We start from the raw sequence: 21,653 nt of genomic DNA on the forward strand, positions 1-21,653 counted from the left end.
CAATTATATATAATTTGGAGTCAAAGACTTTTATGAATAAGTATTGGCTAGAGATAAAGAACCTTGATTTAGAGTTTAACAACAAGACTATAATTAAAAATTTAGATTTAAAACTAGATTACAATCAGAATACTGCAATATTAGGCCCCAATGGTTCAGGAAAAAGCACATTAATAAGGGCAATTACAAAACTAAAGTATCCATTATATAAGAAAAGTTCCGAGATCAAAGTATGTGGTTCGACTAATTTGAATATCTGGGATTTCAGAAACAAAATTAATTTTTTGTTAACTGATATTCAGGATCGGATAAAAGAGAATTGTTTAGCGAAGGACGTAATACTTTCTGGTTTTCAAGGCACTTTTGGACTTATTAATCCCGAACTGATAACATCTGATCATATATATACCTTAAATAATATTATAGAGACTCACCAATTGGAAATATCTGACAAATATTTTCGAGAACTATCCGATGGTTTAAAAAGGAGAGTATTACTAGCTAGATCAATAATAAATTCTCCAGATATACTTATTTTAGATGAGCCCACATCATTCTTGGATTTAAAATCTTTTTTTCAAATAATACTAATGCTAAATAAAATCTCTAGAAGTGGAATTTCCCTCTTATACACCACTAATTCTATTGGCTGCATATTAAATGTCACACATAGAGTTATTCTTTTAAAAAAAGGAGTTATAATTGCCGACGATAAACCAGAAAAAGTGATAACATCAGACATTCTTAGTCATCTCTATGATTATAATTTAGAAGTATCCAAAATCAATGGATTCTGGCATGCAACACCTGTTAATACCTAAGCAAGAATTATCAATATAAAGATTACAAAAAGCAGGATGAGACAAAAAAAGAGTTTTTTTGATCTGACAATCTTAATATCAGAAACTATATTTTTAGAACCGCAATTAGAACATATAAGCCTTCCTCCTAGAGCTCTGTCTGCTATTAATGTGTTAGAGCCACAATTTTGGCATCTTTTACCAGGCATAGTTAATTATTTAATATGTTATCAAGAAAAAATAATGGTCTTTGCATTCTTTCAGAGAAGTCTAAAAGTGCCTTAGATTTATATGAATATAAAATCTCATCTTTTTCTCCTATCAGGAAGGTGGCTCCTCTTTGAGTAATATCAGTAATATTAGGTATATAGTCTGACCAATTGCTCAGAACTTCAATCATATTCATTAGACGTAATGATGAAAGCTCAAAGGGCCTAAGAGTTGACTTTTTGCTAATCAGCTTAAAATTTTTTGCCTTAAATTCAATTAATTTGCTAAAGCTTATAATGTCATCATCCCTAAAAAGTTTATTAGCATTATCGTCTCCAGTGTAACCTCTTATTACTTCACGAATTGTTCCAGGTGATTTAATACCAGTACACATTAAAAGCAAATTTAAAAAAGGATAGCGAGTAAATTTCAATCCTTTTTCTAGGCCGAGCTTGTCATGAATATCGGCTTGGCTAACATTCCTGAGTCTAGATTTGGGAAATAAAGTATATTCCGAAAAACTGGCTTTTGCTTTTTCATCACCTATACCTACTACTAACATGTCTATCCCTGCTCTATCTATTGCATCAAGAAAGGGTACTAATGATTGCGCATACTCAATGCTATCAAAATCTCCAAAAACACCTAAAAGAATATATAGGTTTAATTTCGAGGAAATACTTTCTGGAAAAAATCCGCCAATGATTTCTTTAATTGCAGTACCAGATAAATTGTTCAATTGTCTGACAGAGTAAATTTAATACGTTGTAAAAGATGAAATTTCAGTAATTAGCGGCAATTAACATAGCTCTGAATGATATTAGACACAGGGAATAGCTGATAAATACATTGCCCTGTATAAAAACTACATTAGTGATAAACAATGTGAAATGCGAATAGTTAAAGTTCAAATTTCAAATAATTTTATAAAGCCGTTTAAAATTATTCTCGTGCAGACCTACGGGAACCCTAACGTTACCTATGCATGGTATGCAGGCAACTCAGGGACAACAAACCGTTCAGGAAAATTCATAGCCGCTCATGCTGCTCATGCAGGCTTAATGATGTTCTGGGCTGGAGCCTTCACTCTTTTTGAGCTAGCTCGTTACGACTCATCTATACCGATGGGTAATCAACATTTAATTTGCCTACCTCACATAGCTGGTCTAGGTATTGGAGGTGTTTCAAATGGAGTCATCACAGAACCCTATGGCTGTACAGTCGTAGCTGTTTTGCATCTTATTTTTTCTGGTGTTCTAGGTGCTGGTGGCCTATTGCATTCAATGAGATATGAAGGTGATCTAGGAAGTTATCCAGAAGGATCAAGAGCCAAAAAGTTCGATTTTGAATGGGATGACCCAGACAGGTTGACCTTTATTCTTGGCCATCATTTAATATTTCTTGGGCTTGGTAACATTCAATTTGTTGAATGGGCAAGAATCCACGGAATTTATGATTCCACTCAGGGTGTTACCAGAACTGTTAACTACAATCTTGACCTTGGAATGATTTGGAATCACCAAGCAGACTTCCTTTCTATTAGCAGTTTGGAAGATGTAATGGGTGGTCATGCCTTCTTGGCATTCTTCCTGATCATTGGAGGCGCATTCCATATAGCTACTAAGCAATATGGTCAATACACTGAATTTAAAGGTAAAGGACTGTTATCTGCCGAATCGGTTCTCTCGTATTCACTAGCGGGAGTAGCTTATATGGCATTTGTAGCAGCATTTTGGTGTTCAACAAATACCACTATTTACCCAACTGATCTTTATGGCGAAGTCCTTAAATTACAGTTCGAATTCGCACCTTATTTTGCTGACACAGCAACAGACCTACCGGCCACTATGCATACATCTCGTGCATGGTTAGCTAATGTTCATTTCTTCCTTGGTTTCTTTTACCTGCAAGGCCATTTATGGCACGCTCTAAGAGGAATGGGATTTGACTTTAGACGAGTCGGAAAGGCTTTTGACAATATGGAAGACGCGAAAATTACTGCCGGTTAGAAAATTACTCCATCAATACAATTGCTATTTTCTCCTGAGGGTCCTTTATGGACCCTTTTTTTATACGAAGAAAGAATAGATCAGATAAACTGCCTAATTAAAAAAAACGTCTTGCAATTGATTCCAATTTAAATTTCGATTCTCAAACATAAATGTATAAAAAAACCTAATTCTACGTATAAAATTTACGTAAAATCTCAATTGACTTGTTGCTATTGAGAATCGGTTGCAAAAAGGCTACCCGTTAATGTAATTTGATATGGATTCTCAATTGCAAAGAATTTGAATAAATGAACTACAGGTTTCTCCCTGATGGTCCCGTTCCAAAAGTAAGGATGACACCAGGTCAAACAGTACTAATAGACCCTTCAGCAAGGTCAGAAGGTTCCTGTCTAGAAGTTCTTGATGGAATAGCGAGAGTTTATTGTCCTTGTGAGGAAACTGAAGGAATGACATTGGCCTTTCTTCAAAATGGAGATCAATTAAGAACAGCTAGATTGTGCAGTGAAGGAATATGCGTAGAAGCTCTAACTCCACTTTGCTTTAAAAGTGACACTGAAGCTTCTGAGGCAAATGGCTATGACGCAGTTAACGAATGGACACTTCAGTTATTAAGAATTAGACATTTAGGTAATGCTGAACAAAGACTTCAAGCTTTATTAGCATTATTAGTCAATAGATTGGGCAGAAGATGCGGTGACTGGTGTCAGTTACCTTTTCGTCTTACTCACGAACGTATTGGGGAGTTAATTGGCTCAACAAGAGTCACATCAACAAGGTTAATCAGTCGCCTTAGATCAGCAGATCTTTTATTAGTCCCTACAGGTGAAACAACAATAAGCTTGGCTCCTGAATTTGTAGAAGCAGCTCCTTTAACCCTTTAATAACATGAGAAATACACTCCAAACTTCTGATTCGTTAATAAGCAGTCTTTGCAGAGAGGTAGACCAACTAAGGTTTAGATATACCTCTATTGTTAATTCTCTTGATTGTTGCCATGATAAAAATCTAAAGAAGAGGTTATCTCAAGAACTATTCTTATTAACCAAACGACAAAGTGAACTCAAAAATATTGCAAAGAGTTTTAGCCTAAAATCAACAACACTTGGTTTATCAACTCTACTTCTCTTAGAACTATGTAGAAGACCACTTAAAGTAGCAGCTTAAATTTTTATTTTTTATTAGCCAACTCATTGTCAATAATCAAAATGGCAGATGGTTGTTCATCTGCAAATTTGACTTTACCTAAGATATAAGCAAATTCATCCTCGGAATTTGTTTGACTATCTATTATTGGGTCAAGGAAAACATTAGTTCGGGTATCTAAAGCTCTTTCTGACATTGAATATATCTGGTGCAGTGAAGTAGTTACTTCTGCTTCCATCTGAAAAGCATGACTTATAACGTCATATATAGAATTCCACTTCTGAATAGGAGCAATCACCTCATTAAGTTGTACTGATTGGCCTCTGGCTATTAAATAATTAGCAAAATTAGAAGCATGTTCATGTTCTGCTAAACCTTCATGCTTAAAGAAGTGAGAAAAACCTCGGAATTCTCTTTCAGCGAACCATAGAGAAATAGCAAAGTACTGCGCACTAGCGTTACGCTCCATACTTAAATGTTGATATAGGGCTTCAACTAATGAAGTTTCCATTGGTTGAGCCATAGCTCTTCCAGAAGGCCCTGAGTTTATTGAAAGAGTTTTGGTTGCTATGTCATTCATGGCTTAAAAGGGGGAAAATATGTAGGTATTAGGGTGATAAGTATGTGAATCTGTTCAAATAATACAAGATAATTAATAAAATGACAGTTCGTATTGGATCATGCTGAATATAAAGAGATACTTGTAAAGTGAGAATGAAACTCAATAGCTTTTATGAAGGCTTATTCTAAATAATGAAACATCATATTTTAAGTATTAAATTAGGCAATAATATATTCTATAAAAATAAAAAAAAGCAATGCAAAAAGAAGAAGTGTTCGAATTGGAAAGGAGGAAAATGTATTTGTGCGAAATAAATAAGTTGTAAAGTCTTCAAGCATTAGATTTCAAAATACAAGAAATACAGCCAGGATATAAAAAGCTATATTTTCCAGAAACAAAATTTATATCACAATGCTCTCCTATTTTGATATCAGTATCTAGAGAAAGCCAAACTCTTAGAATTTCATTATTTACCTTAACTCTAGCTATCCAATAGGATCCACGAAATTCCTTACTTTCAACAAGTCCTAAACCAGTGTTATTGGGAACTATTTCTAATGACATTTCGTCAAACATTAGAAACCTTGGCGTATCAACAAGCAGATGAGGTTTAACAATAACTGTTCCATATGGTGTAGAAATTGATGAATTTACAAAATCAATAGGAATAATATTATTTTGGAAAACAAATTTCCCTATAAAAGGAGTAGCTGGCTTAGAAAGCATTTCGGAGGGAGAAGAACATTGGTGCAAAGTTCCATCCTTCATGACAGCAACACGATCACAAATACCTAATGCTTCCTGCGGATCGTGAGTAACAAGAATTGCTGTGGCAGAGCAAGACTTTAGGACGTTGGACAATACATTCCGTAAGGTATGCCTTACTTCAACATCAAGACTGCAGAAAGGCTCATCTAAAACTAGTAAGGAAGTACCAGGTGCCAATGCTCTGGCTAAAGCCAAACGTTGACGTTGGCCACCAGAAAGCTGATGAGGAAACTTATTTCTTAAATGTTCTAAACCTACAAGTTCCAAAAGCCAAGAAGCTCGTGGGGTATCTTTTCTATGCTTTAAACCAAAACATACGTTTTTCCAAACATTTAAATGGGGAAATAAAGCATAATCCTGAAACACCATTCCAATATCACGTTGTTCAGGTGGAAGAACGTAAGTACTAGATGAAATAATTGAATTGTTTAAAGTGACAGATCCTTCGAGTGGTCTTTCAAAACCAGCAATTATTCTCAACAAAGTGGTTTTGCCACAACCAGAAGGACCTAACAAGCCTAGAAGTTCACCCCTCATCAAAGAGAGGTTAATTGATCTAATTACGTGCTCAGTATTAGCGGACTGACCATACTTATGGCTTACATTATCTATACCTAGATGAATATCGGGCACTGTCAAAAAAGAGAAATGAAGTATAAGACCATGTAATTATAATAATATATACTGTATAAAAGAGAAGGTAAACAATATAAAAAATAGAAAAATAACTTTATATTTTCTTACGTTTTCTATATGGTAGAATTAACTCGTCATAATTAGAAATTATCAATAATATAAATGCGCCAAGAAGAATTATCTGCAGTAATTATCAAGAGATTAGATCAATTTTATCCAAACCCAACTATTCCTTTGGATCATAGCAATGAATTCACATTACTAATAGCTGTAATGCTAAGTGCTCAGAGTACAGATAAGAAGGTGAATGAAGTTACAAAGGACTTGTTTTGTAAATACGATAGTCCTGAGAAAATGTGTCGTTTGAGTCAAATAAAAATATACGAGTATATAAAACAACTAGGCCTTGCCAAACAAAAGGCAAAATACGCACTTGAATTATCCAAAATGATAGTTAAGAAGTATTCTGGCAATGTGCCAAGGGATATTGAAGAATTAAAGTTATTACCAGGGGTAGGTCATAAAACGGCTAGTGTTGTAATTTCGCAAGCGTTCAAGATACCAGCCTTTCCTGTCGATACACATATACACAGATTAGCCCAGAGATGGAAAATTACATCTGGGAAAAGTGTTACACAAACTGAAAAAGATATGAAAAAGTTATTTCCTATAAATATATGGAATAAACTCCATCTCCAAATAATCTATTATGGGAGAGAATACTGCACAGCAAGATCGTGTTATGGTTTAGAGTGCCCAATTTGTACAGAACTATATCCTAAACGAAGGCAACCAATTAAAACACTTAAGGCTTAACCAAGAAATCTAACCTTTTAATTCAATTGTTACTATAATAAAAGAAATAGACTAATTCAATCAAGTTAATGAAAATAGCAATCAGTGGAGCATCGGGAAAAACTGGATATAGAATTGCGGAAGAAGCAATAAAGAATAATTACAAGGTTTTATTATTAATTAGAGCTGGATCTGTATTGCCAGAATCCCTGCTTTCAGAAGAGAAAGTAGAAATTTCAATCTTTTCGAAAGAATCATTAGATCAAGCTCTTCAAAATTGCGATTCACTCATTATCGCAACAGGTGCTAGACCTAGCATAGACCTTACCGGTCCATGCAAGATTGACGCTAGAGGGGTTTCAAATCAAGTAGAAAGTTGTAAAAGGGTAGGGATTAAGAGAATTATTTTGGTTAGCTCATTATGTACCGGAAGGTTAATACATCCTTTAAATCTCTTTGGATTCATCCTCTTGTTCAAAGCCATAGGAGAGAAAGCATTACAAAAGAGCGGATTAGACTGGACGATTATTAGGCCTGGAGGATTAAACGAACAAGAAGATAATTTAAAGAATCTATCAATTTTATATACTGAAGCAAATACTCAAGAAGAGGGATATATACCTAGGAGACTAGTTGCTAAGAGTTGTATAGAAGCACTAAAAACTCAGGAATCAATAAATCAAATTATTGAGATTACAAGCTCAAAGGATATAAAGAATATTTCAATGAAGCAGGCCATACAATCATTTCAAGGATAATATAAACAAGTCAATAAATTTTAAGATGCAAACAAGTCCAAAGATAGATTCACTTCAGTTAATGCTTACGGATCTAAGAACTAGAAACGAGCATATTAGGCATAAAGCAGCCTTTAAAGGTTGCCAACCAGAGTTTCAATCTTTAGTCGCCAAACTTATAAATCAACTTGAAGAGGAATTATCTGCAGAAAAAAAATTATTAAGGGAGTAAAACTAGCCAAGTTCTAAGCAAGCAAGTCCATAAATTTCATTCATTGTTATGTGAGGTTGACTCCCTTTATACATTCTCACAGTATGCGAAATCGAAGTAAAGCCTAGTGAACTCATTAATTTGTTTGCTGTTGGATTTAGCCCAGGAGTATCTATTAAAACAATACCAGGATGCCTAACAAGAAAGGATTGTATCAATATTGAAGCTAATTCAGGGGTATCTGCGATAAGTGGTCCTATTCTCCAACCTATACCTTTCTTTAATAAACATTTTCTTATTCTGCCAAATCCCAAACAATTGCCTTCACTATTTACCAGAGCTAGAACAGTACCGGAGGTATGAAATAACCAATCTGATAAGAAATGCGGACGAGGGGTAGGTTCCTTATTTGCATCGTATTGTTGAATTACATTATCTGTAATTTCAGAGTCCTGTAATAAGACCAACCCGGAAATATCCGTAGTTAACCTTAATTGATTAATCACAGATTTGTTGTTTACAATAAATTGCCATCTAGTAGTTTTCGAAGATGATTTAAAACCCCAATAGGAATAATCAGTAATTCTGTCGGGAGCAGCTTCAAGGCCAATGCATTCTATATCAGTTAACTTATCTAGTACATGTTTCCATAGATTGATACCATAACCTCTCCCTCTATATTCCTTCTGAACAATGAATAAACCTAGGAAACCATAGGATTTATTATACTTTACTCCTACAATTGAGCCTATCAACTTATCACATAGGCAACCTACCCATAAGCCTTGACTATCTGTATTCTTGTAGATTCTTACATCTCCAATTCCAGGGGCAAAACCTTCGTTTCTAGCCCAATTAGTAATGGTTTTAATATCAGTTAACTTGAGTGTTCTAATAATAAAGTTATTATTATTCATTGTCTATGCTGGAACTTGAGTCCAAACTATTAGTATATATTTTGGGAACATAATACAAAAATAAAACCCACCATATTATAATTAGTGAGGTGATTAAAATATCTACAAATAGAATTTCTATAAAAAAATAAGTGGAAATAATAATAACAAGACCTGTTAATAGTATTGACCATGGTCTACACCAAAAAGGTTTTCCCGACCAAAAAGAAATATTGTGAGTCGGAAAAGTCATTTTAATGAGCTAATTTGGCCGGAATCTAAAAGTTGGCTAAGTTTCTGGTAACCACCGATATAGTTATCATCAAGAAATAATTGAGGGAAAGTTGTAGAATTACTTCTTGATTTAATAGAGTTAAATGCAATGTCATTATCTACTTTAACTAAGTCAAAAGGTACATTATTTGAATTTAATATTCTAATTGCTCTGGAGGACCATGGACAGTTAGAAATTATCGCAAGTTGAAGACGTGTCTTACCAGTATGTTTAGAAATATGCTGTTCTTTCTTAATAGTTGATTTATCTAAAATAGACAAAAGAATATTTGCTGACTTCAGTACAATTGAACCATTTTCTAGATGCCCACCAAATACATTACATTCCGAGTCTGAAAAGCTTAAATGCAAATGACAAGTAGAGCCAGAAAATGTTCCATTTAACGAAATTATTTCGAGATTACCTTCTGAAACGGAATTGCGATCTGTGGCTGGACATTTAAATGTTGCCTTTGATAGATTGCCAACAACTCCTCCAATGTATCCAGTCAGGTCATGTTGGCTTGTTATAGTTATTATTTCTTCCTTAATATCATCTCCAGGCTTTAATTCTAGATCAAATGCTGATGTTGAATTTATAAGTGTAATATTTGGCATATTGGGAATAAGGTTTTTACTTGCTTTTATTAATTCTGTTCAAGCTTTTTGACGATGAAAACCATCGCGAACAATGATGCGAGAAGAAAAAGTAGTAAGAATACTGTCATAAATTAGAAGGTCACATAATCAATTATCCCACGATATCTAATATAAATCAATATAGATATCAAAAATTAGTAAATTACTACTGGTTTTCATTTAGAATAAATCACTCTTAGTTCAGGAGGCTACAACATTTGAGATCATCCATACCCAACTTTATTACATTATCAAGAATTTTTTTAACCATACCAATATGTATAGCTTTGAATAATAATAATTTAACCATTGCCTGGTTCTTATTTTTAATTGCGTCATTAACTGATCTCTTCGATGGATATCTTGCGAGAAAATTTCTGTGTACTTCGAAATTCGGAGCCGTATCAGACCCCTTGGCGGATAAATTGTTAGTAATACTTATATACCTTTGGCTAACTCAGAATATGATAATACCATTCTGGTCTCTATGGTTACTAATTAGTAGAGAGTTGACTGTTACTCTTCTACGTTCCTCAGAAAAGAGTGGTCAACCATCTATTCCTATTAGCAAAATTAAAACTTTTTTTCAATTTTGCTCAATATTTTTCTTGATATTACCTTTTAATATAGATTTAGAGTCTAATCTTAACTTGCAAAATATAGGTATTCTTTTCTATTGGCTTTCATTATATACAAGTGTCATTTCGGCATTAGTATATATCAATCCCCGATTAAAGAATTATCTAAAGAACAATCAGGATTAGTTGCAGCAGAAATAGCATAGTCATTATTAAAACTGTCACTTAATCCATTCTCCAATGTGTAGGATGGTGTCCACCTCAAGTGATTTTCTATTTTGGAAATATCAGTTAAAAAGTGATTGAGCCTAACAGGGAATGCTTTTCGGGCTTTAGGTTCCAATTCTGTATAATCAAAGGAACGTATATCTAAATCGTCAAGAGATATATTTGCAGCTTTAGCTGCAGCGTAAATAAGCCCTTTTAAAGTAACACCTTTCTTTCCACTAATATTGTAGCATTCATTAATAGTTTTATTATTACTTATACTTAAATTAATAGCAATTGCCAAATCCTCAACATGACCTAGCTGGGTAATAATATTTCCATCCCCAGGCATAGGGATTGGCTTAAAATTCACTATCCTATCAAAGAACCATTTTTCAATAGGGTTGTAATTATTAGGTCCGTAAATATATGTGGGACGAAAAGAAGTAAAGGGAATACCTTCTCTTTTTAGCCACTGCTCTGTTTTGGCCTTTCCAATATGTCGACTATTTGGATCTAGCATATCATCCTCTTTGATAGGCAATTTATAATTAGATGAATAAATTCCAGCTGAACTTATATAAATCAACCTATTATTAGGATAGCCAATTTGGTGAATAACTCTTTTGGTCTGCTCTAATTCTCTACCTGAACTATCGACTATTACATCAAATTTCATTCCATTTAATTTATTAATATCGTCTGTGTCCCTATCCCCTTTTATATGTTCTGCAAAACCAGGAAGTTCATTTCTTCCTCTAGTAAATATAAAAATATCATGATTTTCCTCTGCGAATTTTTGAATTAATGCTTTTCCAACAAAGCGAGTTCCTCCCATAACAAGAATCTTCAAAACCCTAAAGCAAATGAACTTATCTATTGAAGCGCGTTATGGGTAACCAAAAAGTTGCTTGAAGATGCAGGATAGATAAAGATACATTTTCTATTATGGATATTATCCCAGCTATTGACTTGCTGGACGGCAATTGTGTTCGCCTAATTCAAGGAGACTATTCTAAAGTAACTAAATTTAGTAGTAACCCAGTTGATCAAGCAATCACTTGGCAAGAACTTGGAGCAAAGAGATTGCATCTGGTTGATCTAGATGGTGCAAAAATTGGAGATTCTCAAAACAACCAAACTATTAGATCAATTGCAGAGAATATTGATATCCCAATACAGGTAGGCGGAGGGGTCAGAAGCAGAGATAGAGTTTCAGAACTAATAAGTTATGGAATTGATAAAGTTATATTAGGTACAGTTGCAATAGAAAATCCCGAAGAGGTAGAGAAACTTGCCAATGATTACCCCGGGAAAATTATTGTTGGGATTGATGCAAGAGATGGACGAGTAGCAACAAGAGGTTGGATTGAAGAAAGCCAAGTGAAAGCAATCGATTTGGCTGCACGGTTCTCAAATTCTAAGGTTTCAGCGATTATCTATACAGATATATCAACTGATGGGACATTAAATGGTCCAAATTTGAGAAGCCTTAGAGAAATTACTTCATCAACTAAAATACCGATAATTGCCTCAGGTGGAATTGGGTCCTTATCAGATATTATTTCACTTTTTCCTTTCAAAAAACTTGGTGTAGATGGAGTTATTGTTGGAAGAGCACTCTACGATAAGAAAGTTGACTTATCAGAAGCTATAAAAGTCTTATCAAATATCGATTTAGAGGATACACAGGCAAATTCTTCTCTGAATACTTGATATTCTTTTTCAAGGATATTGAAACTTACATGATTAGGACTGGAATATTAGAAGAATAGTCGTTAAATTCTAATTAGAAGTATATAGGTGAAAATTTGAAAGAGGAGGAAAACACTCAGATCCTATTGATAGCGCCATCTCTTCTTGGTGAAAGTTTAGCAAAGCAATTATCTTCGGGTAACCCTGGAATTAATGTTGTACTTAGTAATGATCTTCTTACAAGGAACCCCTCATTAGTAATTTGGTCTATAGACACCATTGAGTCACCTGAGAATATTAAAATAGAAATTAAAAGACTTTCAAGAAGATGGAGTAAATCACCAACCCTTATAATTCTCCCTTCTAAATTTTTAATACCTCCAAGCAATTTATTAGAGCTTGATTGTCAGGGTATTGTCCAAGATCCTGATATTGCAACTCTAAATTCATCAATACAAACACTTTTAAATGGCGGCAGGGTGATTAAATTAACAAATGCGTTTGATGTTTCAAAGACCAAAGCCTCCCTGAACTCACCTATTCTTGACTTCCTTATAAAATCAGGTATCACTGATATAGATAAAGACATTGCAAAATTAAATTGTATAAAAGAAAGAGCAAGAAGTAATATTTTAAACAGATCAATCGTAAACGCTAGATTGAGAGAATTAAAAGCAGCTAAGAATTTACTGCTATGGATTTGGGGACCAATGCCTATTTCTTTATCTAGTGAGATTGAGGTTGATACAAGCAAAAATGACTACCCATATAATGATTATGATACTGATATAACATTACCAAACACAGAATCTACTACAGTTAGAGAAACAATATTTGCAAGGATCAGGCAGTCACTAAATCATGAATTGCTCAATAAAACTAATACTATATTTGCTTCCGAGGCCTTAATTTCAAGAAAACAGCGAGCCCTCTACTTGTCACTTATAAAACAACTTGAAAAGCTTATTTCAAAACTCAAGGGTTGTGAGTATGAAGGAGATGAATTATATACTGAATGGAATTTATTGCAGGAGGTTCTCAGAAGACAAACCTTAAGAGACATTGCAGATGAATATTCTAAGGCAGATTATAAAGGTAATAGTGTAATCATAGCTGACCAATTAAATGATATGGTTTCCTTAGATGCAAGCGATTCGGAATTACCTAAACCAGACAATATGCTTGATACGTTAGTATTGGATAAGCCATTATTAGTTGACGGACAATTTTTGCCATCAGACCATCCAAAAGCTTTATTAAAAATAGAAATACTTATTTCTAACTGGTTAATTAGAACAGCAGATATTGTAAGCAGCGAACTTCTAAATACTTGTTATGAATGGTCAGCTCTAAGACAATACATCCTAAAACACCAATTAATTTCTACTAGAGAACTAGAAAGATTTAGGAATCAGTTAAATACACAAGATCGTATTAATGAACTCTTCAAAAGACCAGTTCAACTTTATGAGAGTAAGCGCCAGCTCTATAGATTGAATAAGAGTTCTATCGAATCATTCACAATAACTGAGCCTAGAGACAATGAATTGGATGAGTTGCCCTGGTTTCAAAAACAAGTAACTTTACTAGTTGAAACTAGAGATGCTTTATCTCCCCAAGTGCAGTCTATTGTTAAGCATATTGGAGATTTAATGGTTGTATTGCTAACAAACGTCCTAGGCCGTGCTATAGGACTTATTGGTAAAGGAATTGCACAAGGTATGGGTAGAACAATCAATAGATAAGCAATCCTTACTTCGTCTATTCTATTATGTCTATAAAATGATTAAAAATTTAACTTCGTTATTATCATCGCTTTTAGTTATATTCTATTTAGCCATACCAGTAAATGCAGCTAGAGATACTAACAGTTTTGATGGAAATATATTTCCGATTTATGCAGGGAATGGCTCACTAGTTCCTCCACAGTCAACTATTGCTGAGTCACTCAAGAATCATAGAACCTCAGTAATAGTTTTTTATTTAGATGATAGTGCAGATAGTAAGCAATTCGCGCCTGTCGTATCAGGACTAAAATTACTCTGGACTTCATCTATTGATTTACTACCCTTAACTACAGACGAACTAGACCAGAAAGCTTCCAAAGATCCAACGAATCCTTCATTTTATTGGCATGGGAATATTCCTCAGATTGTCGTACTCGATGGAGAGGGCAATATACAACTTGACAAAGAAGGACAGGTTTCCATTGAAGAAATAAATCAAGCCATAACAAAATCTACAGGTTTGAATACACCTGATTTTACTATTACAATTAAAAGTTTTAATGAATATAATAGTGATGCCTCTAAAGATGGATATACTGATCCACGAAAATAAAATCTTTAACAGTTAAGATGTATCTCTTAATCCCATTTATCCTTATACTACTGTTAGAAATATCACATGCTTTAGCAAAGAAATCTTCATTAGCAATATATCCAAGTAAGATAAATTTAATTTTCAATGACAATCAACTAGCTATTACAGGAATCGTAAACTTCTCAAATAATAATAAACGTATAGAGTTAATGGTTCCAAAATTCTCAGTCAAGCCAAATCTTCTTGCAAAAGACACATTAGTTCAATTGGACCAATTTAATATAACAACCAAAGTTAATACTTCACACATAGATGCTCCAAATCGTATGGATAATTATTGGCAGGCATATATAGTCAAATCTAAATCTTCCACTCAAGCAAATTTTACTATAAACATCAAATCTAATACAAAATCAAATTTAATAGAATCAATAGATGTTATATGGGTAGAATTAGATTGGATAGAATATGGACCTTCAGGTTACAACAAATATAAAAAAGGTTTTACTGTACCTCTAAATTCCTCAAATAATTCAAAGCAAATTACTGTACCAACATACAAATATGATGAAGTTATCATTCAACCAATAAAAACTCATATACTAGGGTTATTAGATGACCCAATAGATATTCTAAATAGATATACTTCTAATCTAACTAATCCAGGCGACCTTATAATTATAGGTGAGACACCGTTAGCAATAATGCAAGGCAGATATTTTCTCCCTGAAATGTTAGAAACAGGCTTACTTTCGAAAATTCTATGTAGAGCATTTCATCCAACAAGTAGCTTGGCTACTGCATGTGGGATGCAAACACTTATCAATGATGTAGGACCTACTCGCGTAATTGCAGCATGGTTTATAGGAGCCGTTTTCAAGCTAGCAAATATAAAAGGTATTTTTTACCGCTTAGCTGGTAAACAGGCTCGTTTAATAGATGACATAACTGGTACAACACCTCCTTATGATCAGACAATCGTATTGGGGCCAAACAATCCAGAGAACTTTTGTCGTAAAGCGACTGAAGCGCTAGGACTAGATGTCTCTGTAGTAGATGTTAATGATTTAGGAAAAGTAAAAGTATTAGCAACTAGTAACCCAAGGCTTGTTCCTTTCTTAAAACATGTTCTTACTTCTAATCCTGCAGGTAATGGAGATGAGAAAACACCTCTACTAATTCTTAGGCCTCTAAAAGATAATCTAAGCAAAAAGCCTTTAGTATAGATACATTTATAGAAAGATCTCTGATTAGAAATTGGTCGACAACCCCGATAAAAACCTAATTGTGGACTTTTTGAACCTCAAGCATGTTTTGGATTTTAGTCCGTATATACAACATAAAACATCTAAATGGCTACAAACACTACTTGTGAAAGGATTAATAGGTAAGACAGAAAGGCAATTTTCTAGATTATTCACCTCAAGACAACCAATATGCTTAGTGATAAGTGAAGAATCTATCCCTCTTGGATTTGTAGCTCTTTCTCCAGAAAATAATACAGGGACTTGTTGGTCAATCTCACAGCCTAGATTCTTTAATAAGCCAAAATATAACACAGTTAAGAAAGCTAAAAGTGTCTTACTTAAATCAGCTTGTAGCATCTCTCCTATTAAATCAAAAAATCTAATAGCCAAATCCGAAATTAATGATAAAGATCACATAAGTAATCTAAGGGAGATTGGTTTTCAGCCTTTATCAACATATACACAGTGGTTGATTGAAGCCAAGAGTAAACTCAACAACTCAACACAATATACATCTCAATTAGATTTTGATGCTAATTGGGAAAGCCTTAATCAGAAAAATATAAATCAGATCTGGAGGTTGGAGCAAGTTTCAGAAACATCTAGTGTAAGAATGATTATTAACAGGGATCCAGGTGATGTTGGACAACGTATAAATAATTATTGTGGTGCATTAGTCCAGTATAGGCTAAATACAAAAAATATAATCTTAGGATTGATTCTACAGGTTAGTATTGATGAAGATTTACACCTAAAACTAGTACGAGATTTAGCATTTGATAGTATAATTAAAAGTAATATAAGTTATTTAATTAAGAAGTTTGAAGATAGAAATAGAGCATTTAGTATTGAAGTCTCTAATGAAGATATCAAAGTTAATGAGATTCTAAAAGGCCTAGGTTTCAAGCAAGCTAATGAATATATTCTATTAGGTAAAAGCACCCTAAAACGCATTGATGTTAGAAAGTTGAATACATCAACGTCTAGCATAAACAAAATGATTGAGAAGTTAAATCCACGAACTCCTCCCCTACCGTCCCCAAGTTTGGAACCACGCTAAAGATGCCCGGGCCACAACCTCAATCAGTAATATCCCTAGATATTGGCAAAAAACGTATAGGTCTTGCTGGTTGTGATCCCTTAGGACTAACTGTTACAAGACTTGGGGCTATTCACAGGTCATCCTTTAAGCAAGAACTAACGGAACTTAAAAAACTATGCATAAAAAGGAATGTAAAAGGTCTAGTTGTTGGATTACCACTTGATAAATCTGGGGTTAAAACCAAACAATCTACTTATTGCAAGAAATATGGATGCAAATTAGCAAAAGAACTTCAACTACCATTGGCATGGGTTAATGAACATAGCAGTACATGGGAAGCAGCTCAAAAGTACAAGCTATATAATGACAGAAGTGGATCACTAGATAGTGCAGCTGCGAGCATTCTCTTATCCCAATGGTTACAAGATGGGCCCGAATTGCAATTTCTCAATTTAAAACCATTACATTCCTAATTATTAGGAATAAAAACCTTTAAACGTATTATTCACATTATGTCTGAACAAATTAGTCAAGAAAATAGCGATGTTCCTACATTATTAGTAAGAGATAGCAAAGGTAGAGAACTTTTATGCTTTCTAGAGCAAGTTGTTCCTATAGATAGCATTGATTATGTACTATTGACACCAGTTGATACTCCTGTATGTCTATTTAAATTATTAGATGAAGGTGATCCTGAATTGATAATCACAATTGAGAATGATGACCCTATTCTAGAAGTTGCAAATGTTGTTCTACAAGAACACGAATTACAATTAATAAGATCTGCTGTCACCCTAACCGTATCTGGCGAATTAGAAGAACCTGAACCTGAAGAGTTAGAAGATAAAGACCTTGATGACGAATCAGAAACCTATGAATTATTAATCAGCTTTAAATATGAAGACAACGAATATGGACTATATATACCTTTAGATCCCTTCTTCGTCGTCGGCAAATTAGAAGAAGGGGGGGCTACTGTTCTTGAAGGGGAAGAGTTTGATGCAATGCAGCCTCGTATTGAATCAGAACTTGAAGAAAGAGAATTATAATTTCATGACAAGAAATTTACTATTACCGAATTGGGAAACTGGAAATCTACTTAGTCACATTAAAAAAGATGACCTCAAATCCAGGGGCATAAAAGGTCTATTAATAGATGTTGATGGAACAGTGATAGCAGGTAATTATAATAAGGTAGATGACTGTATAATCACTTGGATCGAAGTAATGAAAAAGGACCTAAAGCTATTCCTTATAAGTAATAATCCTTCAAAGGAAAGAATAAGTAATATTGCAAAACAACTACATTTGGATTATATACATTCTGCTTTAAAGCCTCGTAGAAAATCGATTTTGTCAGCAATTAATGCTTTGGATTTAGATCCTTCTAATATAGCAATAGTAGGTGATCGCATACTCACTGATGTTTTGGGTGGTAATAGATTAGGAATATATACAATTTTAGTAAAGCCAATAGGAAAAAATGGATTTATAGATAAAGAAAGTAATCTCCAAAATGTTGAAATTATTCTGTCTAAGATTATATCTAGATTGCTTCCATGACTAATTGGGTTATAAAAGTTGGTACTAGTCTATTAAGGGGAAATAGTAATTACTCTACCAAGCAAGTTATAGAACAGTATTGTCTGTCATTATCAAATGCTATTAAAAGTGGAGATAAAATTGTAATAGTTTCCAGTGGAGCTGTAGGCCTAGGATGTAATAGACTTGAGCTTAAATCAAGGCCAAGAGATCTAGCCTCTTTGCAAGCAGCAGCTTCTATTGGACAAGTTCAATTAATGTCCTTATACGAAGAATTAATGAGCTCTTATGGATTCAAGGTAGCTCAAATACTTCTATCACGATCAGATTTCGAGTCACGAGAGACTTACCGCAATGCCTCCTTAACATTGCAAAGATTATTAGATTGGAATGTTTTGCCTATAGTTAATGAAAATGACGCAGTATCTAACGACGAATTGCGTTATGGAGATAACGATACCTTGTCAGCTCTTGTAGCAACATCAATAAAAGCTGACGAATTGGTACTTTTAACTGATATAGATAGACTTTATTCGCAAGATCCTAAGTCTTCAGTTACTGCACAGCCAATAACTGACATACATAATCCAAAAGAGTTATTAGATTTAGAGTCTTCATCTACTATTAGCTCCGACTGGGGTACAGGTGGAATTAAAACAAAGCTTATTGCAGCTCGTATTGCAACAGAAAGCGGAATAAGAGTTCAATTGGCAGATGGTAGAGATCCTGAAATGCTTTCTAAAATTCTTAAAGGAAATCGTGGTGGAACAGTATTTCATCCCAACCCAAAACCAATAGGGAATAAAAAAAGCTGGCTTGCACATGCATTGCATCCGGTAGGAATATTATCTTTAGATAAAGGAGCTTGTTATGCTATCCAGAATAAAGGAGCCTCTCTTCTTCTTGTTGGCGTGAATAATGTAATCGGTAATTTTTCTGCAAATCAAGCAGTCAAGTTGACAGACCAGGAAGGAGTAGAACTTGGAAGAGGTATTAGTTCAATGAGTAGTGACGCGATTAATAATTCAATAAATAAACAAAATAATTCTGAAAAGTCACCTATTGTAATTCATAGAGATGTACTGGTTTTATTAAGTGAACTTATTAACTAACAATCAGTAATTAACTTATCATGCTATTTAGTAAATTACTAAAGAAACTTCGTCAGGGAGATTCAAATATTTTGGACCAAAATATTTGTAACGATCCTGATATTTTAAAAGCCTCATCATTAGATAAAGGTCAAGTTGGTGAAATAAGCTTTCTAGAAGAAAATAGCTATTTATTGAAAAGTATATTTTCAACCAATATTTCAGCAATACTTATACCTAACCAAACTAAAATTAAAGACCTAGCAAATGAAAAAGGAATCGCCTGGGCATCGTGTTTAGATCCAAAATTAGCCTTTGCTGAGGTTTTAGACGAACTAAACCCAAGAATGGTTGCAAGGCCTGGTATTCACGAAACAGCAGTAATAGGGTCAAATGTAGATATTTCAAAAGAAGCAAGTATAGGTGCAAATGTTTTTATAGGTGATAACTGTAAAATCGGTGAAGGAAGTTTAATTCATCCAGGGGTAGTTATATATAACAATGTGATAGTGGGTTCCAATTCGGAACTTCATGCAAACTGCGTCTTACATCCAAAAACTATTGTTGGGAACAATTGTCTCATTCACTCTAATGCAGTTATAGGCTCTGAAGGTTTTGGTTTTATTCCTACAAAAAATGGGTGGAGGAAAATGCCTCAAACAGGAAATGTAATTCTAGAAGATTTTGTTGAGATAGGAACCTGTTCAACAATAGATAGGCCCTCTGTTGGTGAAACAAGAATAGGCAAAGGCACTAAGTTAGATAATCTTGTTCAAATAGGACATGGTGTTGCTGTTGGAAAGAATTGTGCAATGGCATCACAAGTGGGAGTAGCAGGTGGAGCAAAAATTGGAGATGGGGTCATACTTGCTGGGCAAGTAGGTGTAGGTAATAGAGTAAGAATTGGTGATGGAGTAATTGCAAGTTCTAAATGTGGTGTACATGCAGACATTGAACCTGGCCAAGTAATTAGCGGATTCCCAGCAATGCCGAACAAATTATGGCTTAGGTGTTCAGCAAGTTTTAAAAAATTACCCGACATTGCCAAGTCCATTAGAAATGCAAAGGATCCCAAAAGTCATTAACCTTTTTCCCATAAAATTTCAACCAGCAAAATGAGAACACACAAAATCGTCTTGCTTCCGGGTGATGGAATCGGTCCTGAAATAACAGAGGCAACAACACCTATTCTTGAATTCGTAAGTGCAAAATATGATTTCAATATTGAATTCAAAACTAAGCTAATTGGGGGTTCAGCTATTGAGGCCTTTGACAACCCCCTGCCAGACGAAACACTTCAAGCATGTAAATCAAGTGATGCTGTCCTTCTTGCCGCAATAGGTAATCCGAAGTTTGACGAGCTACCAAGAGAATCTCGACCAGAGAGTGGTCTGCTTAAACTTAGATCAGGATTGAATTTATTTGCAAATATAAGGCCCGTAAAGATATTTCCATCACTTATTAGTGCAAGTACATTGAAACCAGAGATTGTAGAAAAGGTAGACCTGATAGTGGTTAGGGAATTAACAGGTGGAATTTATTTTGGCAAACCAAAAGGACGCATCAGTTCTGAGGAAGGGGAAAGAGCATTTAATACTATGAGTTATTCATCTGTTGAAATTGATCGAATAGCTAAGATTGCATTTGAATTAGCAAAAGATAGAAAAGGTAAAGTCTGTTCAATTGACAAAGCAAATGTTCTTGATGTAAGCCAATTATGGAGAGATAGAGTAAACGAAATTCAACTAGCTTTTAGAGGCATAGAATTAACACATCAATATGTTGATAACGCTGCAATGCAACTGGTAAGGAAACCAGATCAATTTGATGTAATTCTCACAGGAAATTTATTTGGTGACATTATTAGCGATGAAGCGGCAATGATAACTGGTTCTATCGGAATGTTGCCTTCTGCTTCATTATCTTCAGATGGACCAGGAATGTTCGAGCCTGTACATGGATCAGCCCCAGATATAGCAAACAAAAATCTTGCTAATCCAATAGCTATGATTCTTTCTGCTTCAATGATGTTAAGGATAGCTTTGAAGGAATTTAAAGCAGCTCAAGATATAGAAGATGCAATTGACAATGTATTGGCACAGGGATATAGAACGAAAGATTTAGCTTCAGACAACTCAAATCCATTGGGATGCAAAGAAATGGGGAAGAAAATTCTTGAAAATCTCAGTTTGATTAAATAACAAGATCCAAAAGTGTCTGTCAAAAATAATCACATGGTCATATGAC

Annotated in this window: 26 protein-coding genes; 19 read left to right on the top strand and 7 right to left on the bottom strand. The window is 34.3% G+C overall.

Annotated features, from left to right (window positions below):
• Positions 1 to 32: 32 nt before the first annotated feature.
• A complete protein-coding gene (locus tag O5635_RS01985) occupies positions 33 to 821 on the top strand; it encodes an ATP-binding cassette domain-containing protein (RefSeq protein WP_036902892.1) in 789 nt (262 codons plus the stop codon).
• A gap of 190 nt (positions 822 to 1,011) precedes the next feature.
• On the opposite strand, the gene O5635_RS01990 is transcribed toward O5635_RS01985, so the two are convergent.
• Positions 1,012 to 1,749 carry an AhpC/TSA family protein gene (locus O5635_RS01990; RefSeq protein ID WP_052043025.1) on the bottom strand — a complete coding sequence of 246 codons (738 nt, stop codon included), beginning with the start codon at positions 1,747 to 1,749 and terminating at the stop codon, positions 1,012 to 1,014.
• 211 nt (positions 1,750 to 1,960) lie between these two features.
• On the opposite strand from O5635_RS01990, the gene O5635_RS01995 reads away from it, so the two are divergent.
• The 3 genes from O5635_RS01995 to O5635_RS02005 all read left to right on the top strand — a co-directional run bounded on the left by O5635_RS01995 (position 1,961) and on the right by O5635_RS02005 (position 4,186).
• Complete coding sequence (locus tag O5635_RS01995) at positions 1,961 to 3,019, top strand: chlorophyll a/b binding light-harvesting protein (RefSeq protein WP_036903685.1); 1,059 nt, start codon at positions 1,961 to 1,963, stop codon at positions 3,017 to 3,019.
• Between the two features lie 290 nt (positions 3,020 to 3,309).
• Positions 3,310 to 3,903 (top strand): helix-turn-helix domain-containing protein, encoded by a 594-nt coding sequence (locus O5635_RS02000; protein ID WP_036902888.1) that lies wholly within the window; start codon positions 3,310 to 3,312, stop codon positions 3,901 to 3,903.
• Positions 3,904 to 3,907: 4 nt separating this feature from the next.
• On the top strand, positions 3,908 to 4,186 hold the full coding sequence (locus tag O5635_RS02005; RefSeq protein WP_036902885.1) for a hypothetical protein: 279 nt from the start codon (positions 3,908 to 3,910) through the stop codon (positions 4,184 to 4,186).
• A gap of 4 nt (positions 4,187 to 4,190) precedes the next feature.
• Here the strand turns inward: O5635_RS02005 and O5635_RS02010 are convergent, their stop codons facing one another.
• Together O5635_RS02010 and O5635_RS02015 are read right to left on the bottom strand one after the other, a co-directional pair.
• Entirely contained in the window at positions 4,191 to 4,745 is a 555-nt protein-coding gene (locus tag O5635_RS02010) for a ferritin (protein WP_036902883.1), read from the bottom strand.
• A 312-nt stretch (positions 4,746 to 5,057) separates the two neighbouring features.
• Complete coding sequence (locus tag O5635_RS02015) at positions 5,058 to 6,128, bottom strand: ABC transporter ATP-binding protein (RefSeq protein WP_036902882.1); 1,071 nt, start codon at positions 6,126 to 6,128, stop codon at positions 5,058 to 5,060.
• Positions 6,129 to 6,293: 165 nt separating this feature from the next.
• On the opposite strand from O5635_RS02015, the gene nth reads away from it, so the two are divergent.
• From nth to O5635_RS02030, 3 genes are all read left to right on the top strand, one after another.
• Positions 6,294 to 6,947 carry an endonuclease III gene (gene nth / locus O5635_RS02020; protein WP_036902879.1) on the top strand — a complete coding sequence of 218 codons (654 nt, stop codon included), beginning with the start codon at positions 6,294 to 6,296 and terminating at the stop codon, positions 6,945 to 6,947.
• A 68-nt stretch (positions 6,948 to 7,015) separates the two neighbouring features.
• Positions 7,016 to 7,684, top strand: a complete 669-nt coding sequence (locus O5635_RS02025; protein WP_036902877.1) for an SDR family oxidoreductase — start codon at positions 7,016 to 7,018, stop codon at positions 7,682 to 7,684.
• Positions 7,685 to 7,709: 25 nt separating this feature from the next.
• Positions 7,710 to 7,895 carry a hypothetical protein gene (locus O5635_RS02030; protein ID WP_036902874.1) on the top strand — a complete coding sequence of 62 codons (186 nt, stop codon included), beginning with the start codon at positions 7,710 to 7,712 and terminating at the stop codon, positions 7,893 to 7,895.
• Positions 7,896 to 7,897: 2 nt separating this feature from the next.
• On the opposite strand, the gene O5635_RS02035 is transcribed toward O5635_RS02030, so the two are convergent.
• Genes O5635_RS02035 through O5635_RS02040 form a run of 3 tightly spaced genes read right to left on the bottom strand, consistent with a single transcriptional unit; the run spans position 7,898 to position 9,661 of the window.
• On the bottom strand, positions 7,898 to 8,791 hold the full coding sequence (locus O5635_RS02035) for a GNAT family N-acetyltransferase (protein ID WP_269607792.1): 894 nt from the start codon (positions 8,789 to 8,791) through the stop codon (positions 7,898 to 7,900).
• The gene (locus O5635_RS09400) at positions 8,784 to 9,023 is read right to left on the bottom strand and encodes a DUF6737 family protein (protein WP_420063646.1); all 240 of its coding nucleotides are present in this window, start codon (positions 9,021 to 9,023) and stop codon (positions 8,784 to 8,786) included. The genes O5635_RS02035 and O5635_RS09400 overlap by 8 nt, the downstream gene beginning before the upstream one ends.
• Positions 9,020 to 9,661, bottom strand: coding sequence for a PCC domain-containing protein (locus tag O5635_RS02040; RefSeq protein ID WP_052043019.1), 642 nt, complete (start codon positions 9,659 to 9,661; stop codon positions 9,020 to 9,022). Before O5635_RS02040 ends, O5635_RS09400 begins: the two co-directional genes overlap by 4 nt.
• 239 nt (positions 9,662 to 9,900) lie before the next feature.
• Between O5635_RS02040 and pgsA the strand changes: the two genes are divergently transcribed.
• Positions 9,901 to 10,446 (top strand): CDP-diacylglycerol--glycerol-3-phosphate 3-phosphatidyltransferase, encoded by a 546-nt coding sequence (gene pgsA, locus O5635_RS09405; RefSeq protein WP_072013279.1) that lies wholly within the window; start codon positions 9,901 to 9,903, stop codon positions 10,444 to 10,446.
• Here pgsA and O5635_RS02045 read toward each other — a convergent pair.
• A complete protein-coding gene (locus O5635_RS02045) occupies positions 10,403 to 11,320 on the bottom strand; it encodes an NAD-dependent epimerase/dehydratase family protein (RefSeq protein WP_036902866.1) in 918 nt (305 codons plus the stop codon). The genes pgsA and O5635_RS02045 overlap by 44 nt on opposite strands.
• A gap of 95 nt (positions 11,321 to 11,415) precedes the next feature.
• On the opposite strand from O5635_RS02045, the gene hisA reads away from it, so the two are divergent.
• The 11 genes from hisA (at position 11,416) to leuB (ending at position 21,607) form a co-directional block, all read left to right on the top strand.
• Positions 11,416 to 12,183, top strand: coding sequence for a 1-(5-phosphoribosyl)-5-[(5-phosphoribosylamino)methylideneamino]imidazole-4-carboxamide isomerase (gene hisA / locus O5635_RS02050; protein WP_036902864.1), 768 nt, complete (start codon positions 11,416 to 11,418; stop codon positions 12,181 to 12,183).
• 125 nt (positions 12,184 to 12,308) lie between these two features.
• Positions 12,309 to 13,907: a DUF3685 domain-containing protein gene (locus O5635_RS02055; protein WP_152557318.1), complete on the top strand. Its 1,599-nt coding sequence runs from the start codon at positions 12,309 to 12,311 to the stop codon at positions 13,905 to 13,907.
• A 37-nt stretch (positions 13,908 to 13,944) separates the two neighbouring features.
• The gene (locus O5635_RS02060; RefSeq protein ID WP_036902859.1) at positions 13,945 to 14,502 is read left to right on the top strand and encodes a thylakoid membrane photosystem I accumulation factor; all 558 of its coding nucleotides are present in this window, start codon (positions 13,945 to 13,947) and stop codon (positions 14,500 to 14,502) included.
• 17 nt (positions 14,503 to 14,519) lie between these two features.
• Positions 14,520 to 15,710, top strand: a complete 1,191-nt coding sequence (locus O5635_RS02065; protein ID WP_052043014.1) for a hypothetical protein — start codon at positions 14,520 to 14,522, stop codon at positions 15,708 to 15,710.
• 61 nt (positions 15,711 to 15,771) lie between these two features.
• A complete protein-coding gene (locus O5635_RS02070; protein WP_269607797.1) occupies positions 15,772 to 16,791 on the top strand; it encodes a hypothetical protein in 1,020 nt (339 codons plus the stop codon).
• 2 nt (positions 16,792 to 16,793) lie between these two features.
• Positions 16,794 to 17,246: a Holliday junction resolvase RuvX gene (gene ruvX / locus O5635_RS02075; RefSeq protein WP_269607799.1), complete on the top strand. Its 453-nt coding sequence runs from the start codon at positions 16,794 to 16,796 to the stop codon at positions 17,244 to 17,246.
• A 39-nt stretch (positions 17,247 to 17,285) separates the two neighbouring features.
• A complete protein-coding gene (locus tag O5635_RS02080; protein WP_036902852.1) occupies positions 17,286 to 17,822 on the top strand; it encodes a DUF3727 domain-containing protein in 537 nt (178 codons plus the stop codon).
• 4 nt (positions 17,823 to 17,826) lie between these two features.
• The gene (locus tag O5635_RS02085) at positions 17,827 to 18,336 is read left to right on the top strand and encodes a YqeG family HAD IIIA-type phosphatase (protein ID WP_036902851.1); all 510 of its coding nucleotides are present in this window, start codon (positions 17,827 to 17,829) and stop codon (positions 18,334 to 18,336) included.
• The gene (proB, locus tag O5635_RS02090) at positions 18,333 to 19,427 is read left to right on the top strand and encodes a glutamate 5-kinase (RefSeq protein WP_036902849.1); all 1,095 of its coding nucleotides are present in this window, start codon (positions 18,333 to 18,335) and stop codon (positions 19,425 to 19,427) included. Before O5635_RS02085 ends, proB begins: the two co-directional genes overlap by 4 nt.
• Positions 19,428 to 19,447: 20 nt before the next feature.
• Complete coding sequence (gene lpxD / locus O5635_RS02095) at positions 19,448 to 20,491, top strand: UDP-3-O-(3-hydroxymyristoyl)glucosamine N-acyltransferase (protein ID WP_036902848.1); 1,044 nt, start codon at positions 19,448 to 19,450, stop codon at positions 20,489 to 20,491.
• A gap of 30 nt (positions 20,492 to 20,521) precedes the next feature.
• Entirely contained in the window at positions 20,522 to 21,607 is a 1,086-nt protein-coding gene (gene leuB, locus O5635_RS02100; RefSeq protein ID WP_269607801.1) for a 3-isopropylmalate dehydrogenase, read from the top strand.
• Positions 21,608 to 21,653: the final 46 nt, after the last annotated feature.

It is taken from the genome of Prochlorococcus marinus str. MIT 0919, from assembly GCF_027359375.1.
Taxonomy (GTDB): Bacteria; Cyanobacteriota; Cyanobacteriia; order PCC-6307; family Cyanobiaceae; genus Prochlorococcus_D.

Excerpts from the sequence above, each read along its gene's own strand:
- O5635_RS02065 (WP_052043014.1), top strand. The coding sequence starts at position 14,520 with ATGTATCTCTTAATCCCATTTATCCTTATACTACTGTTAGAAATATCA.
- O5635_RS02005 (WP_036902885.1), top strand. The coding sequence starts at position 3,908 with ATGAGAAATACACTCCAAACTTCTGATTCGTTAATAAGCAGTCTTTGC.
- O5635_RS02000 (WP_036902888.1), top strand. The coding sequence starts at position 3,310 with ATGAACTACAGGTTTCTCCCTGATGGTCCCGTTCCAAAAGTAAGGATG.
- O5635_RS09400 (WP_420063646.1), bottom strand. The coding sequence starts at position 9,023 with ATGACTTTTCCGACTCACAATATTTCTTTTTGGTCGGGAAAACCTTTT.
- leuB (WP_269607801.1), top strand. The coding sequence starts at position 20,522 with ATGAGAACACACAAAATCGTCTTGCTTCCGGGTGATGGAATCGGTCCT.
- O5635_RS02060 (WP_036902859.1), top strand. The coding sequence starts at position 13,945 with ATGATTAAAAATTTAACTTCGTTATTATCATCGCTTTTAGTTATATTC.
- O5635_RS02025 (WP_036902877.1), top strand. The coding sequence starts at position 7,016 with ATGAAAATAGCAATCAGTGGAGCATCGGGAAAAACTGGATATAGAATT.
- proB (WP_036902849.1), top strand. The coding sequence starts at position 18,333 with ATGACTAATTGGGTTATAAAAGTTGGTACTAGTCTATTAAGGGGAAAT.
- nth (WP_036902879.1), top strand. The coding sequence starts at position 6,294 with ATGCGCCAAGAAGAATTATCTGCAGTAATTATCAAGAGATTAGATCAA.
- O5635_RS02085 (WP_036902851.1), top strand. The coding sequence starts at position 17,827 with ATGACAAGAAATTTACTATTACCGAATTGGGAAACTGGAAATCTACTT.
- O5635_RS02035 (WP_269607792.1), bottom strand. The coding sequence starts at position 8,791 with ATGAATAATAATAACTTTATTATTAGAACACTCAAGTTAACTGATATT.
- O5635_RS02010 (WP_036902883.1), bottom strand. The coding sequence starts at position 4,745 with ATGAATGACATAGCAACCAAAACTCTTTCAATAAACTCAGGGCCTTCT.
- hisA (WP_036902864.1), top strand. The coding sequence starts at position 11,416 with ATGGATATTATCCCAGCTATTGACTTGCTGGACGGCAATTGTGTTCGC.
- ruvX (WP_269607799.1), top strand. The coding sequence starts at position 16,794 with ATGCCCGGGCCACAACCTCAATCAGTAATATCCCTAGATATTGGCAAA.
- lpxD (WP_036902848.1), top strand. The coding sequence starts at position 19,448 with ATGCTATTTAGTAAATTACTAAAGAAACTTCGTCAGGGAGATTCAAAT.
- O5635_RS02080 (WP_036902852.1), top strand. The coding sequence starts at position 17,286 with ATGTCTGAACAAATTAGTCAAGAAAATAGCGATGTTCCTACATTATTA.
- O5635_RS02040 (WP_052043019.1), bottom strand. The coding sequence starts at position 9,661 with ATGCCAAATATTACACTTATAAATTCAACATCAGCATTTGATCTAGAA.
- O5635_RS02030 (WP_036902874.1), top strand. The coding sequence starts at position 7,710 with ATGCAAACAAGTCCAAAGATAGATTCACTTCAGTTAATGCTTACGGAT.
- O5635_RS01985 (WP_036902892.1), top strand. The coding sequence starts at position 33 with ATGAATAAGTATTGGCTAGAGATAAAGAACCTTGATTTAGAGTTTAAC.